Origin of the sequence: Citrobacter sp. RHB21-C05 (assembly GCF_013889015.1) — a bacterium.
Lineage (GTDB): Bacteria > Pseudomonadota > Gammaproteobacteria > Enterobacterales > Enterobacteriaceae > Citrobacter_A > Citrobacter_A sedlakii.
On sequence record NZ_CP057611.1, the window covers coordinates 1,990,622 to 2,005,184 of the forward strand.

Below are 14,563 nucleotides of genomic sequence, written 5' to 3' on the forward strand. Positions count from 1 at the left end.
TATCCTGAAAGTGTGAGAAAGCCTGCAAAACGGCGAAAAATCGGATAGGCTTTTACCGTGTTTTATTGATCGATAGACGTAAGAAGCCGCCGCTGATTTGAGCCGTTTTGTTTCTCATCCCACGCTGTTCTCCCTGTTCCTGCTGCTGGCGGGCGGTCACGCCTGCGCGCAATCTACGTTTATCCATCAGGCCGAGAATCCGTTCGATAATAATCAGGATGGTTTGCCCGACCTGGGAATGACCCCAACGTCAAACGAGGGGGAAAAGCATTTCGCGGAAATGATGAAGGCCTTTGGCGAAGCAAGTATGACCGATAACGGCCTGGATGCGGGAGAGCAGGCGAAACAGTTCGCCTTCGAACAGGTGCGCGACGCCCTCAGCGAGCAGGTGAACCAGCAACTGGAAACCTGGCTGTCGCCGTGGGGCAATGCCAGCGTCAATGTCCAGGTCGACAACGAAGGCAATTTCAACGGTAGCCGCGGAAGCTGGTTTATCCCCTGGCAGGATAACACCCGCTACCTCACCTGGAGTCAACTGGGCCTGACGCAACAGGACGATGGGCTGGTGAGCAATGTCGGTATCGGACAGCGTTGGGCGCGCGACGGCTGGTTGCTGGGCTATAACACCTTTTACGACAATCTTCTCGATGAAAACCTGCAGCGCGCAGGGCTGGGAGCGGAAGCGTGGGGGGAATATTTACGTCTGTCCGCGAATTATTATCAGCCGTTCGCCTCCTGGCAGACGCACACGGATACGCTGGAACAGCGGATGGCGCGCGGATATGACCTCAGCGCGGAAATGCGTATGCCTTTCTACCAGCACCTCAATACCCGGGTCAGTGTGGAACAATATTTTGGCGACAGCGTCGATCTGTTTGACTCCGGGACGGGCTACCATAATCCGGTGGCGGTGAGTCTGGGGCTCAATTACACCCCGGTGCCGCTGGTCACGGTGACCGCCCAGCACAAGCAGGGCGAGAGCGGCGTCAGCCAGAACAATCTTGGTCTGAACCTCAACTATCGCTTCGGCGTACCGCTGAAAAAGCAATTGTCTGCCAGCGAAGTGGCGGCCAGTCAATCACTGCGCGGCAGTCGCTATGACAATCCACAGCGTAACAACCTGCCTACCATGGAATATCGCCAGCGCAAAACGTTGAGCGCGTTTCTGGCGACGCCGCCGTGGGATCTGCATGCCGGAGAAACGGTAGCGCTGAAACTCCAGGTGCGCAGTCTGCACGGAGTGCGCCACCTGACCTGGCAGGGCGATACCCAGGCGCTGAGCCTGACCTCCGGGCCTGATCCTGACAGCATTGATGGCTGGACGATCATTATGCCAGCATGGGACAACAGCGAAGGGGCGACCAACCGCTGGCGGCTGTCGGTGGTGGTGGAAGACGAAAAAGGTCAGCGTGTCTCCTCCAATGAGATCACGCTTGCGCTAACGGAGCCGTTTATGGCGATGCCGGATGGCGATCCGCGCTGGCGACTGCTCCCGGAGGAGTAATCAGAAGATGCGTTCCTGATGCACCCATACCGCGGCTTCTACACGCGATTTCAGCTTCATTTTTTTCAGCATATGTTTGACGTGAACTTTTACCGTGCTTTCGGTGATGTCCAGACGGCGGGCGATCATTTTATTTGGCAGACCCTGGGCGATGAGCTTCAGGATATCGCGCTCGCGCGGGGTAAGCTGGGTCACGTCGCGGTCAGAAGTGGCGCGGTTGGCGCGCAGGCTGGCGGCCAGCACTGGCGTTAACGCTTCGCTCAGCACCATTTCGCCGGCGGCGGCCTGCTGTAAGGACTTCAACAGATCTTCCGGCTCCATATCTTTTAGCAGGTAGCCATCCGCGCCGCGTTTGAGCGCGGTGACCACGTCTTCTTCATGGTTTGAGACGCTGAACACCACGATACGGCCGGACAACGCCTTTTCACGTAGCTTGTCGAGGGTTTCCAGACCGTTCATGCCAGGCATATTCAGGTCCAGCAGGATCAGGTCCGGGTCAAGCGATTCCGCCAGTTCAATACCCTGTTCGCCATTGCTGGCCTCGCCGACCACGGTAATGTCCGCAGCCATGCTGACAAGCTGTTTGACGCCGGTCCGCAGCATCGGATGATCGTCGATGAGCAGGATGGTTGCCTGTTCCGGATTATTCATGGGTATCTCCTTGCACTTCAGTGAAGTATTTTTCGGGAATAAAGGTGACAGCGACTTCAGTGCCTCCCGTCTCGCGACGGCGCACCCGGCAATCACCGCGCAGGCTCTGGGCCCGGTCACGCATAATGATCATGCCATAGTGATTGCTGCGTTCGGCGTTTTCAGGCACGCCGCAGCCGTTGTCCTGGACGGTTAATCTCACCTGCTTACCTTTTAGCGCCGCAGTGACGACCACTTCATCGGCCTGCGAATGTTTGAGCGCGTTGCTTAACGCTTCGCGGGCAATTTGCAGCAGGTGAATAGCCTGATGCGACGGCACCAGGCGGGGCGGCAACTGGTAATCCAGTTTTACCGTAAAGCCAAAGCGGGCACTGTATTCCTGGCAACTGGCTTCCAGCGCAGGACGCAGTCCAGGCTCGGTCAGCTGTAGCCGGAAAGTGGTTAACAGTTCGCGCAATTGCGCCCACGAGGCGTTCAGTTCTTTGCGGATCTGGCTCAGCAACTCGCTGCTGCTTTCCGGTAACATGTCACCCTGCATTTGCAAACAACTGACCTGCATCTTCATACAGGACAGCGATTGGGCAATGGAATCATGCAGTTCGCGCGCAATGGTTGCACGCTCTTCCATGACAATCAACTGCTGCTGGCGTTCCTGATGACGATCCAACGCCAGCGTAGCGGTAAGCTGTTCGACTAACGTGTCGACCAGTTGCTGCTGATCGTGGCTCAGGTGTCCGCCCGGCGGCAGGGTTGCCAGCAGAATGCCGTACTGGGTGTGGGTGTCGGTCAGACGCCATTTCAGGGTCATGCCGCCGTCACTCTCCGGCAATGTTCCGCGCGGACACAAATGGCAGCCCTTGTCGTCGCAGCTACTGTCAGACTGACAGGTAAATTCCTGATGATTATCTTCATCTTCCTGGTCATAAACTCGCAGCTCAATGTCGTGCAGCAGCGTTAAGTTTTGCAGTCCGTTCAGCACTGGCGAGAGACGCTCGCACAGCGGCGCCTGCGAGTGCAGACGGCGGTTTGCCTGCCAGAGGAACGAAAGGATTTGATTCTTTTGCTCCAGCCCGGCGGTTTTCTCTTTTACCCGCTGCTCGAGAACTGAATAGCTTTCCGCCAGTTCGTCAGACATGTTGTTCAGCGCATCGCCGAGCATTGCCATCTCGTTACGTCCGCTGATGCGTGCGCGCTGGGTAAAGTCACGATGGCTGACGGCGCGGGCCATCGACAGCAGCTGTTTCCAGGGTTGAAGCAAGCGCGCGCGTAACCAGATGATGGTAAAGACCAGCAGCAGCGCCATAAAAATCGCCATCATCCGATGTACCATCACCACGCGTTCGATACGCATTTCCGTGGTATGGTCAAACGCCGAAACCAGATTATCCAGACCGGTAACGAAGCGTCCGACGTCAGCGGCGACCGCCTCGCGGCTGTTGGCCTGTTGCAGACCGGGCAACAGCTCGCTGCGCCAGTACGCCTGTAAGGCCTTAAGCTGCGCCTGCTGGCCGTCGCGCTGCGCGGCGCGGGTGAGCTCCGGGCTAAATGCCGTCTGTTCCATCTCGTCCAGCAATTTCTGATCGTTACCCTGTAGCGGCACCGCGGCGAGCAGGCGATAGCTCTGCATGCGCAACGAACCGGCTTTGTTGATGGCGTGGGCGCTGCCCTGAACGCCCTGTACCAGCCAGCCGGAAACAGCCATTCCCGCCATCCCAAGAGCCGTGGAGAGCATGACGATAAGCGCTACCTGGTTGACCAGCGTGAGCGGAGAGAGACAACGTTTAAGCATAAAACCTTCTTCCTTCAGGTCACTGGCTGCGGGGAGTCGTGACCCCAATGAATGACGATACTGCGGTTGAGGGCGGGCAGTGGCGTTATTCTCGGCTATCACCTGGAGTATACCCATACCTAAAACGAGTTACCTCTTAATTGCCGCGAGTGGCAGGGGTTTTGCGAAGGAGGGAGTAGGGTGACTCAGTATGGTGAAAAACCACATATTTTTTACCGATACGCGCTACTCACTTAGGGTGATCATCATTTTTTGGGCCGCAGAATGACGGCTTTTCCTTTGATTTATATCAACTTACCAAATCCCGTAAACCCTAAGGTGGCAGACATTAAATCGAGTATCAGAGGTGTCTATGAGTCATTCATCCGTCCCTGAAAGGGCATCTGGAGCAGTAATTACAGAATGGCGTCCGGAAGATCCGGCATTCTGGGCGCAACGGGGTCATCGCATCGCCAGTCGCAACCTGTGGATTTCCGTCCCTTGTCTGCTACTGGCGTTTTGCGTATGGATGTTGTTCAGTGCTGTGGCGGTCAATTTGCCGAAGGTAGGATTTAACTTCACCACCGATCAGCTGTTTATGCTGACTGCGCTGCCGTCAGTTTCCGGCGCGCTGCTGCGTGTGCCGTACTCTTTCATGGTGCCGGTATTTGGCGGACGCCGCTGGACCGCCTTCAGCACCGGGATTTTGATTGTGCCATGCGTATGGTTAGGATTTGCGGTACAGGATACCTCCACGCCGTTCAGCACTTTTATTCTGATCTCTCTGCTGTGCGGTTTTGCCGGGGCTAACTTTGCCTCCAGTATGGCGAACATCAGCTTTTTCTTTCCAAAACAGAAGCAAGGTGGCGCGCTGGGTCTGAACGGTGGTCTCGGCAACATGGGCGTGAGCGTCATGCAACTGGTTGCGCCGCTGGTGGTTTCGCTGTCCATTTTTGCCCTCTTCGGCAGTCACGGTGTTGAACAACCCGACGGTTCGCAGCTGTACCTGGCGAACGCCGCGTGGATTTGGGTGCCGTTCCTGGCCATTTTCACCCTGGCCGCATGGTTTGGTATGAATGAACTGGCGACTTCCAAAGCGTCTCTGAAAGAGCAGCTACCGGTCCTGAAACGCGGCCACTTGTGGATCATGAGCCTGCTGTATCTGGCGACGTTTGGCTCGTTCATCGGCTTTTCTGCCGGGTTTGCGATGCTGTCGAAAACTCAGTTCCCTGATGTACAGATTCTGCATTACGCCTTCTTTGGGCCGTTTATTGGCGCGCTGGCGCGCTCGGCGGGCGGGGCTATTTCCGACCGTCTCGGCGGTACCCGCGTCACGCTGGTGAACTTCGTGCTGATGGCGATATTCAGCGGTCTGTTGTTCCTGACACTGCCCACAAACGGTACCGGCGGCAGCTTTATCGCCTTCTTTGTGGTGTTCCTCGCCTTGTTCATGACCGCCGGGCTGGGGAGCGGTTCAACGTTTCAGATGATCTCGGTGATTTTCCGTAAGCTGACGATGGACCGCGTAAAAGCGGAAGGCGGTTCGGAAGAGAAAGCGATGCGAGAAGCGGCTACCGACACGGCGGCAGCGCTGGGCTTTATCTCGGCCATTGGCGCGATTGGCGGTTTCTTTATCCCGAAAGCGTTCGGCACATCGCTGGCGTTAACCGGTTCGCCGGTTGGTGCAATGAAAGTGTTCCTGTTCTTCTATATCGCCTGCGTGGTTATCACCTGGCTGGTATATGGGCGCCATTCCAATAAATAAAAAAGTCGTTATTGATTATCCTTTGCGCGGTGTTAGACCGCGCTTTTTTTATCCTGCAATTAGTTACAACATACTGATAAATTTTTTGACGTTTAGCCTGTCGGTTACATCGGCGTAAAGGGGTCATGCAGGGGGCATACCCCTTAATACCCACCCCGGTAAAATTTAACATTTAGCGTATCAATGCCTGAAAATATTTTCATTAAAAACAGTGGCTTATTTATCTTTGTTAAATCCCCCCAAAGGGGTATAACCAAATTTACCCGTCGTTTTGTTCCCGGTCTGCCTTGATCGTTATCAATTCCCACGTCCTTTCAGCGCGTTACCGTCAGCAGCAATTAAGCAATGTCGATTTATCAGAGAGCCGTCAGGCTCCCACAGGAGAGAACCGATGAGTAAATTCCTGGATCGGTTTCGCTACTTCAAGCAGAAGGGCGAAACCTTTGCCGATGGGCACGGCCAGCTTCTCGAAACTAACCGGGACTGGGAAGATGGATACAGAAGCCGCTGGCAGCACGATAAAATCGTGCGTTCGACGCACGGGGTAAACTGCACCGGCTCATGCAGCTGGAAAATCTACGTCAAGAACGGTCTGGTGACCTGGGAAACCCAGCAAACCGATTACCCGCGTACCCGTCCCGACATGCCGAACCACGAGCCGCGAGGCTGCCCGCGTGGGGCGAGCTACTCCTGGTATCTCTACAGCGCTAACCGACTGAAATATCCGCTGATGCGTAAACGTCTGATGAAGATGTGGCGTGAGGCGAAAAAACTGCACAGCGATCCGGTTGATGCCTGGGCATCCATCATTGAAGACGCCGACAAAGCAAAAAGCTTCAAGCAGGCGCGCGGTCGCGGTGGCTTCGTGCGTTCTTCCTGGCAGGAAGTGAATGAACTGATTGCTGCCTCGAACGTCTATACCGTTAAAACCTACGGCCCGGACCGCGTTGCGGGCTTCTCGCCGATCCCGGCGATGTCGATGGTCTCTTATGCCTCTGGCGCGCGTTATCTCTCTTTGATAGGCGGCACCTGCCTGAGCTTCTACGACTGGTATTGCGACCTGCCTCCGGCGTCTCCGCAGACCTGGGGCGAGCAGACCGACGTGCCGGAATCCGCCGACTGGTATAACTCCAGCTACATCATCGCCTGGGGATCCAACGTTCCGCAGACCCGTACTCCGGATGCTCACTTCTTTACAGAAGTGCGCTACAAAGGCACCAAGACCGTTGCGGTCACGCCGGACTATGCCGAGATCGCCAAGCTGTGCGACCTGTGGCTGGCGCCGAAGCAGGGTACCGATGCGGCGATGGCGCTGGCGATGGGCCACGTTATGCTGCGCGAATTCCATCTCGACAACCCGAGCCAGTATTTTACTGACTATGTGCGTCGCTACACCGACATGCCGATGCTGGTGATGCTGGAAGAGCGCGACGGTTATTACGCCGCAGGCCGTATGCTGCGCGCCGCCGACCTCGTCGATGCGCTGGGCCAGGAAAACAATCCGCAGTGGAAAACAGTCGCCATGAACAGCAACGGCGACATGGTGGCGCCGAACGGCTCAATTGGTTTCCGCTGGGGCGAAAAAGGCAAATGGAACCTCGAGCAGCGCGATGGGACGACCGGCGCTGAGACAGAATTGCAGCTGAGCCTGCTGGGCAGCCAGGACGAGATCGCCGAAGTTGGCTTCCCGTACTTTGGCGGGGAAGGCACAGAACATTTCAACAAAGTTGAACTGGAAAACGTTCTGTTGCATAAACTGCCGGCCAAACGTCTGCAACTGGCGGACGGCACCTCTGCGCTGGTCACCACCGTGTACGACCTGACGATGGCCAACTATGGTCTGGAGCGTGGCCTGAACGACGCCAACTGCGCAACCAGCTACGACGACATTAAAGCGTACACTCCGGCGTGGGCTGAGCAAATCACCGGTGTCCCACGCGCGCACATCGTGCGCATCGCCCGTGAATTTGCCGATAACGCCGATAAAACCCACGGTCGTTCAATGATCATTGTTGGCGCCGGGCTGAACCACTGGTATCACCTCGATATGAACTATCGCGGTTTGATCAATATGCTGGTGTTCTGCGGTTGTATCGGCCAGAGCGGCGGCGGTTGGGCGCACTATGTCGGCCAGGAAAAACTGCGTCCGCAGACCGGCTGGCAGCCGCTGGCCTTTGCACTCGACTGGCAGCGTCCTGCGCGCCATATGAACAGTACCTCTTATTTCTACAATCACTCCAGCCAGTGGCGCTACGAGACGGTCACCGCGCAGGAATTGCTGTCGCCGTTGGCGGACAAATCCCGCTATAGCGGGCATCTGATCGACTTCAACGTGCGCGCTGAGCGTATGGGGTGGCTGCCGTCGGCACCGCAGTTGGGCACCAACCCGCTGACCATCGCAGAAGAAGCCAAAAAAGCAGGCATGACGCCGGTCGATTACACCGTTAAATCGCTTAAAGACGGCTCAATCCGCTTTGCGGCTGAACAGCCGGAAAACGGTAAAAACCATCCGCGTAACCTGTTTATCTGGCGCTCCAACCTGCTGGGGTCCTCCGGTAAGGGCCATGAGTACATGCTCAAGTATCTGCTCGGTACCGAAAACGGGATTCAGGGGAAAGATCTGGGACAGCAGGGCGGCGTGAAGCCGGAAGAAGTCGAATGGCGGGACAATGGCCTCGACGGCAAGCTGGATCTGGTGGTGACGCTGGATTTCCGTCTGTCGAGCACCTGTCTGTACTCCGACATCGTGTTGCCGACCGCGACCTGGTACGAAAAAGACGACATGAATACCTCGGATATGCATCCGTTTATTCATCCGCTTTCCGCCGCCGTCGACCCGGCCTGGGAATCGAAAAGCGACTGGGAAATCTATAAAGGCATCGCGAAAAAATTCTCTGAGGTCTGCGTCGGCCATCTCGGCCAGGAAACAGACGTCGTCACGCTGCCGATCCAGCATGACTCAGCCGCCGAGCTGGCGCAGCCGCTGGACGTGAAGGACTGGAAAAAAGGCGAATGCGACCTGATTCCGGGCGTCACCGCGCCGCACATCATGACCGTGGAGCGCGACTATCCGGCAACCTATGAGCGTTTCACCTCTATCGGCCCGCTGATGGAGAAAATCGGTAACGGCGGTAAAGGCATCGCGTGGAATACCCAAAGCGAAATGGATCTGCTGCGCAAACTCAATTACACCAAGGCAGAGGGACCGGCGAAAGGCCAGCCGATGCTCAACACGGCGATTGATGCGGCAGAGATGATCCTGACGCTGGCACCGGAAACCAACGGTCAGGTGGCGGTTAAAGCCTGGGCGGCGCTCAGCGAGTTTACCGGGCGTGACCATACGCATCTGGCGACGAATAAAGAGGAAGAGAAAATTCGCTTCCGCGATATTCAGGCGCAGCCGCGTAAGATCATCTCCAGCCCGACCTGGTCTGGCCTGGAAGATGAGCACGTGTCCTATAACGCCGGTTACACCAACGTTCACGAGCTGATTCCGTGGCGAACCCTGTCTGGTCGCCAGTCGCTGTATCAGGATCACCAGTGGATGCGTGATTTTGGCGAAAGCCTGCTGGTTTACCGTCCGCCAATCGACACCCGTTCGGTGAAAGCGGTCATGGGCGAGAAATCCAACGGTAACCCGGAAAAAGCGCTCAACTTCCTGACGCCGCACCAGAAGTGGGGTATCCACTCCACCTACAGCGACAACCTGCTGATGCTGACGCTTTCACGCGGCGGTCCGATTGTCTGGATGAGCGAAATCGATGCGAAAGATCTGGGGATTGAAGATAACGACTGGATCGAAGTGTTTAACAGCAACGGTGCGCTGACCGCGCGCGCAGTCGTTAGCCAGCGCGTGCCTGCGGGGATGACCATGATGTACCACGCGCAGGAACGTATCGTGAACCTGCCAGGCTCGGAAATCACGCAGCAGCGCGGAGGGATCCACAACTCGGTTACCCGTATTACGCCGAAACCAACCCATATGATCGGGGGTTATGCGCAACTGGCCTACGGTTTTAACTACTACGGCACTGTCGGCTCTAACCGCGATGAATTTGTGGTGGTACGTAAGATGAAGAACATTAACTGGTTGGATGGCGAAGGCAATGACCAGGTACAGGAGAGCGTAAAATGAAAATTCGTTCACAAGTCGGCATGGTGCTGAATCTCGATAAGTGCATCGGCTGCCACACCTGTTCAGTGACCTGTAAAAACGTCTGGACCAGTCGTGAAGGCATGGAATACGCCTGGTTCAACAATGTGGAAAGCAAACCGGGCGTCGGCTTCCCGAACGACTGGGAAAACCAGGAGAAATGGAAGGGCGGCTGGATCCGTAAAATCAACGGCAAACTGCAGCCGCGCATGGGTAACCGTGCGATGCTGCTCGGTAAAATTTTCGCCAACCCGCATCTGCCGGGCATTGATGATTACTACGAGCCGTTTGACTACGACTATCAGAATCTGCATACCGCGCCGGAAAGTAAACACCAGCCGATCGCCCGTCCGCGCTCGCTGATCACCGGCCAGCGGATGGACAAGATCACCAGCGGCCCGAACTGGGAGGAGATTCTGGGCGGCGAGTTTGAAAAACGCGCCAAAGACCAGAACTTCGAAAACATGCAGAAGGCGATGTACGGCCAGTTCGAAAACACCTTCATGATGTATCTGCCGCGCCTGTGCGAACACTGCCTGAACCCGGCATGTGTGGCGACCTGTCCGAGCGGCGCCATTTATAAGCGTGAAGAAGACGGCATCGTGCTGATCGACCAGGACAAGTGCCGCGGCTGGCGTATGTGCATCACCGGCTGCCCGTACAAAAAAATCTACTTCAACTGGAAGAGCGGCAAGTCAGAGAAGTGCATCTTCTGTTACCCGCGTATCGAAGCCGGTCAGCCGACCGTGTGCTCTGAAACCTGTGTCGGTCGTATCCGCTACCTCGGCGTGCTGTTGTACGATGCCGATGCGATTGAGAATGCCGCCAGCACCGAAAACGAGAAGGACCTGTATCAGCGTCAGCTTGATGTGTTCCTCGATCCGAACGATCCGGCAGTGATCGAACAGGCGCTGAAAGACGGCGTGCCACAGAGCGTGATTGACGCGGCGCAGCAGTCGCCGGTGTACAAAATGGCGATGGACTGGAAGCTGGCGCTGCCGCTGCATCCGGAATACCGTACGCTGCCGATGGTCTGGTATGTGCCGCCGCTGTCGCCGATTCAGTCTGCCGCGGATGCGGGCGAACTGGGCAGCAACGGTATTCTGCCGGACGTGGAGAGTCTGCGTATTCCGGTTCAGTACCTGGCGAATCTGCTGACGGCAGGGGATACCCAGCCGGTGCTGCTGGCGCTGAAACGTATGTTGGCGATGCGTCATTACAAACGTGCGGAAACCGTAGACGGCAAAGCGGATACCCGCGCGCTGGAAGAAGTGGGCTTAAGTGAAGCGCAGGCTCAGGAGATGTATCGTTATCTGGCGATCGCTAACTACGAAGATCGTTTTGTGGTGCCGAGCAGCCACCGTGAACTGGCGCGTGATGCGTTCCCGGAGAAAAGCGGCTGTGGCTTTACCTTCGGCGACGGCTGCCACGGTTCTGACAGCAAGTTCAACCTGTTCAACAGTCGCCGCATTGATGCCATCGATGTGACCAGCAAAACGGAGTCGCACCAATGATTGAACTCGTCATTGTTTCGCGTCTGCTCGAGTACCCTGATGCTGCCCTGTGGCAGCATCAGCAGGAGCTTTACGAAGCACTCGCGTCATCGGAAAACCTCGATAAAGAGGATGCGCATCAGCTCAGCGTTTTCCTGCGTGATTTAACCGCACAGGACATGCTGGATGTGCAGGCCAGGTACAGCGAACTGTTTGACCGCGGGCGCGCCACGTCGCTGCTGCTGTTTGAACATGTGCACGGCGAGTCACGCGATCGTGGTCAGGCGATGGTTGACCTGATGGCGCAGTATGAGCAGCACGGGTTGCAACTCGACAGCCGCGAATTGCCGGATCATCTGCCGCTGTATCTCGAATACCTGGCGCAGTTGCCGAAAAACGAGGCGCTGGGCGGTTTGCAGGATATCGCGCCGATTCTGGCGTTGCTGAGCGCGCGCTTGCAACAGCGTGAAAGCCGCTATGCGGTGCTGTTCGACCTGCTGCTGAAGCTGGCGAAGACCACCATCGACAGCGACAAAGTCGCCGAAAAAATTGCGGATGAAGTGCGCGACGATACGCCGCAGGCGCTTGATGCGGTCTGGGAAGAAGAGCAGGTGAAATTCTTTGCCGATCAGGGCTGCGGCGAGTCGGAAATCGCTGCTCACCAACGTCGTTTTGCTGGCGCCGTCGCGCCGCAATACCTGAATATCACCACCGGAGGACAGCAATAATGCACTTCCTGAATATGTTCTTCTTTGATATCTACCCGTACATCGCCGGGTCGGTCTTTCTGATTGGCAGTTGGCTACGCTATGACTATGGTCAGTACACCTGGCGTGCCGCATCCAGCCAGATGCTGGATCGCAAGGGGATGAACCTGGCGTCTAACCTGTTCCATTTCGGCATTTTGGGGATCTTTGCCGGTCACTTTCTCGGTATGTTAACGCCTCACTGGATGTATGAATCCTTCCTGCCCGTCGACGTAAAGCAAAAGATGGCGATGATCGGTGGCGGGGCGGCGGGCCTGATGACCCTGGTCGGCGGCGTACTGCTGCTGAAACGCCGTCTGTTCAGTCCACGCGTACGGGCAACGACCACTGGCGCAGATATTCTGATCCTGTCGCTGCTGGTGATTCAGTGCGCGCTGGGGCTGCTGACGATACCGTTCTCCGCTCAGCATATGGACGGTAGCGAGATGATGAAGCTGGTCGGCTGGGCGCAGTCTGTCGTGACTTTCCACGGTGGCGCCTCGGCGCATCTTGACGGCGTGGCGTTTATTTTCCGTCTGCACCTGGTACTCGGGATGACGCTATTCCTGCTGTTCCCGTTCTCCCGTCTCGTGCATATCTGGAGCGCGCCGGTAGAGTACCTGACGCGCAAATACCAGATTGTGCGTGCACGTCGCTGATGTGCTAATTTCTCGTACTGAACCCTGCTCCGGCAGGGTTTTTTGTTTTCAGTGAAAGCGTCGGATGGCGGCTGCGCCTCGCCCTTCGGGTCGTTGCCTGCGGCAACGCTTTCTCGCTGCGCTCGAATCGAACCTTAGTCGAAGCTTCTCATCCTTCCCGCAATGGAAGAACATAAGGCATTGTGCTTTAGGGTAGTATTGGGATATTTGGAAGTGATGGTGGTGGGGGAAGGATGATCCGGCGCATAGCGCCTCGCCCTTCGGGTCGTTGCCTGCGGCAACGCTTTCTCGCTACGCTCGAATCGAACCTTAGTCGAAGCTTCTCATCCTTCCCCGCAATGGAAGAACATAAGGCATTGTGCTTTAGGGTAGTATTGGGATATCTGGAAGTGATGGTGGTGGGGGAAGGATGACTCGGCGCATAGCGCCTCGCCCTTCGGGTCGTTGCCTGCGGCAACGCTTTCTCGCTACGCTCGAATCGAACCTTAGTCGACGCTTCTCATCCTTCCCCGCAATGGGAGAACATAAGGCATTGTGCTTTAGGGTAGTATTGGGATATTTGGAAGTGATGGTGGTGGGGGAAGGATTCGAACCTTCGAAGTCTGTGACGGCAGATTTACAGTCTGCTCCCTTTGGCCGCTCGGGAACCCCACCAGGGGTAATTCATCGTTTGAGGTACAGCTCGGAAATGGTGGTGGGGGAAGGATTCGAACCTTCGAAGTCGATGACGGCAGATTTACAGTCTGCTCCCTTTGGCCGCTCGGGAACCCCACCACGGGGTAAAGCGTTTACTGGCCTGCTTCCTTTTGGGAAGCGGGGCGCATCATATCAAATGACGCGCCACTGTAAAGCATTCCGGTGACAAAAATGAACTGGTTGCCTGATTTTTGCCCGTAAAGACGCAAAGGTAACCAATTCATTTCGCTGCCGATTAAAGAATGATCGTTCGGTTACCGTACACAAAGACGCGCTGGGCCAGCACCTGATATAACGCGCGGCTCAGCACGTTCTTCTCTACGTCACGACCCGCGCGCATCATATCCTCCGCGGTATAGGTATGATCCACGTGGATTACGTCCTGCATGATAATAGGGCCTTCATCCAGATTGTCGTTGACATAGTGCGCTGTCGCGCCAATGATTTTTACGCCGCGCTCGTAGGCCTGATGGTACGGACGCGCGCCGATAAAGGCAGGCAGGAACGAGTGATGAATATTGATGATCTTGTTCGGGAAACGCGCAACGAACGCTGGCGTCAGTACCCGCATGTATTTTGCCAGCACGACGTAGTCCGGCTGGTGCGCGTCAATGGCGTCCGCCATCTGCTTATCATGCTCTTCACGAGTCAGGCCCTCATGGCTGACCAGCTCGAAAGGAATCTCAAAACGCTCCACTAAAGAACGCAGGGTCTCGTGGTTGCCTATCACAGCGGCAATTTCAACATCCAGTCCGCCATAATTGGCTTTCATTAGCAGATCGCCCAGACAATGCGCTTCTTTCGTGACCAGAATCACCACACGACGACGTCCTGCCGGATTCAACTCGCGAATGGAGCCTTCAGGCAATGCGCTGTCGAGATCGGCCAACAGCGTGGCGTCGTTAAAAATGCCTTCCAGTTCGGTACGCATAAAAAAACGTCCGGTGCGGTGGTCTACGAACTCATTGTTCTGCACAATGTTCAGTTCGTGCTTGTAGCAAATATTAGTAATACGCGCGATAAGGCCCTTTTGATCCGGGCAAATAGTACGAAGCACTTTGCGTTGTAATGAATGCATTTGCAGCGGTAATCCTGTTGAGAATGTTTGCATAAGGAATGCTGTCGGGC

Annotated in this window: 9 protein-coding genes, 2 tRNA genes and 3 other RNA genes; 6 read left to right on the forward strand and 8 right to left on the reverse strand. The window is 56.1% G+C overall.

Annotated elements, in window-relative coordinates; genetic code table 11:
• Positions 1–97 precede the first annotated feature (97 nt).
• A complete protein-coding gene (locus HVX72_RS09590) occupies positions 98–1,504 on the forward strand; it encodes a YchO/YchP family invasin (protein WP_181823080.1) in 1,407 nt (468 codons plus the stop codon).
• Here the strand turns inward: HVX72_RS09590 and narL are convergent, their stop codons facing one another.
• Positions 1,505–2,155, reverse strand: a complete 651-nt coding sequence (narL, locus tag HVX72_RS09595) for a two-component system response regulator NarL (RefSeq protein ID WP_012906023.1) — start codon at positions 2,153–2,155, stop codon at positions 1,505–1,507.
• Positions 2,148–3,944 carry a nitrate/nitrite two-component system sensor histidine kinase NarX gene (gene narX / locus HVX72_RS09600; protein WP_181823081.1) on the reverse strand — a complete coding sequence of 599 codons (1,797 nt, stop codon included), beginning with the start codon at positions 3,942–3,944 and terminating at the stop codon, positions 2,148–2,150. The genes narL and narX overlap by 8 nt, the downstream gene beginning before the upstream one ends.
• A 352-nt stretch (positions 3,945–4,296) precedes the next feature.
• Here narX and HVX72_RS09605 point away from each other — a divergent pair, with 352 nt between their 5' ends.
• From HVX72_RS09605 to narI, 5 genes are all read left to right on the forward strand, one after another.
• Positions 4,297–5,688 (forward strand): NarK family nitrate/nitrite MFS transporter, encoded by a 1,392-nt coding sequence (locus tag HVX72_RS09605; RefSeq protein WP_042283584.1) that lies wholly within the window; start codon positions 4,297–4,299, stop codon positions 5,686–5,688.
• A gap of 391 nt (positions 5,689–6,079) precedes the next feature.
• The gene (locus HVX72_RS09610; RefSeq protein WP_042283581.1) at positions 6,080–9,823 is read left to right on the forward strand and encodes a nitrate reductase subunit alpha; all 3,744 of its coding nucleotides are present in this window, start codon (positions 6,080–6,082) and stop codon (positions 9,821–9,823) included.
• Positions 9,820–11,355, forward strand: coding sequence for a nitrate reductase subunit beta (gene narH, locus HVX72_RS09615; RefSeq protein WP_181823082.1), 1,536 nt, complete (start codon positions 9,820–9,822; stop codon positions 11,353–11,355). The genes HVX72_RS09610 and narH overlap by 4 nt, the downstream gene beginning before the upstream one ends.
• Positions 11,352–12,062 carry a nitrate reductase molybdenum cofactor assembly chaperone gene (gene narJ, locus HVX72_RS09620; RefSeq protein WP_042283577.1) on the forward strand — a complete coding sequence of 237 codons (711 nt, stop codon included), beginning with the start codon at positions 11,352–11,354 and terminating at the stop codon, positions 12,060–12,062. The genes narH and narJ overlap by 4 nt, the downstream gene beginning before the upstream one ends.
• The gene (narI, locus tag HVX72_RS09625) at positions 12,062–12,739 is read left to right on the forward strand and encodes a respiratory nitrate reductase subunit gamma (protein ID WP_042283575.1); all 678 of its coding nucleotides are present in this window, start codon (positions 12,062–12,064) and stop codon (positions 12,737–12,739) included. The genes narJ and narI overlap by 1 nt, the downstream gene beginning before the upstream one ends.
• Before the next feature lie 48 nt (positions 12,740–12,787).
• Here the strand turns inward: narI and HVX72_RS09630 are convergent.
• From HVX72_RS09630 to purU, 6 genes are all read right to left on the reverse strand, one after another.
• A non-coding RNA gene (locus tag HVX72_RS09630) (RtT sRNA) lies at positions 12,788–12,912 on the reverse strand.
• A gap of 44 nt (positions 12,913–12,956) precedes the next feature.
• A non-coding RNA gene (locus HVX72_RS09635) (RtT sRNA) lies at positions 12,957–13,087 on the reverse strand.
• A 45-nt stretch (positions 13,088–13,132) separates the two neighbouring features.
• Positions 13,133–13,263: non-coding RNA, RtT sRNA (locus HVX72_RS09640), on the reverse strand.
• 45 nt (positions 13,264–13,308) lie between these two features.
• A tRNA-Tyr gene (locus HVX72_RS09645) sits at positions 13,309–13,393 on the reverse strand.
• 35 nt (positions 13,394–13,428) lie between these two features.
• Positions 13,429–13,513 (reverse strand) — tRNA-Tyr (locus HVX72_RS09650).
• Positions 13,514–13,670: 157 nt separating this feature from the next.
• Positions 13,671–14,513 carry a formyltetrahydrofolate deformylase gene (gene purU / locus HVX72_RS09655; RefSeq protein ID WP_042283572.1) on the reverse strand — a complete coding sequence of 281 codons (843 nt, stop codon included), beginning with the start codon at positions 14,511–14,513 and terminating at the stop codon, positions 13,671–13,673.
• Positions 14,514–14,563: the final 50 nt, after the last annotated feature.

Coding starts and splice junctions, on each gene's coding strand:
- narL (WP_012906023.1), bottom strand. CDS start 2,155: ATGAATAATCCGGAACAGGCAACCATCCTGCTCATCGACGATCATCCG.
- narX (WP_181823081.1), bottom strand. CDS start 3,944: ATGCTTAAACGTTGTCTCTCTCCGCTCACGCTGGTCAACCAGGTAGCG.
- HVX72_RS09605 (WP_042283584.1), top strand. CDS start 4,297: ATGAGTCATTCATCCGTCCCTGAAAGGGCATCTGGAGCAGTAATTACA.
- HVX72_RS09610 (WP_042283581.1), top strand. CDS start 6,080: ATGAGTAAATTCCTGGATCGGTTTCGCTACTTCAAGCAGAAGGGCGAA.
- narH (WP_181823082.1), top strand. CDS start 9,820: ATGAAAATTCGTTCACAAGTCGGCATGGTGCTGAATCTCGATAAGTGC.
- narJ (WP_042283577.1), top strand. CDS start 11,352: ATGATTGAACTCGTCATTGTTTCGCGTCTGCTCGAGTACCCTGATGCT.
- narI (WP_042283575.1), top strand. CDS start 12,062: ATGCACTTCCTGAATATGTTCTTCTTTGATATCTACCCGTACATCGCC.
- purU (WP_042283572.1), bottom strand. CDS start 14,513: ATGCATTCATTACAACGCAAAGTGCTTCGTACTATTTGCCCGGATCAA.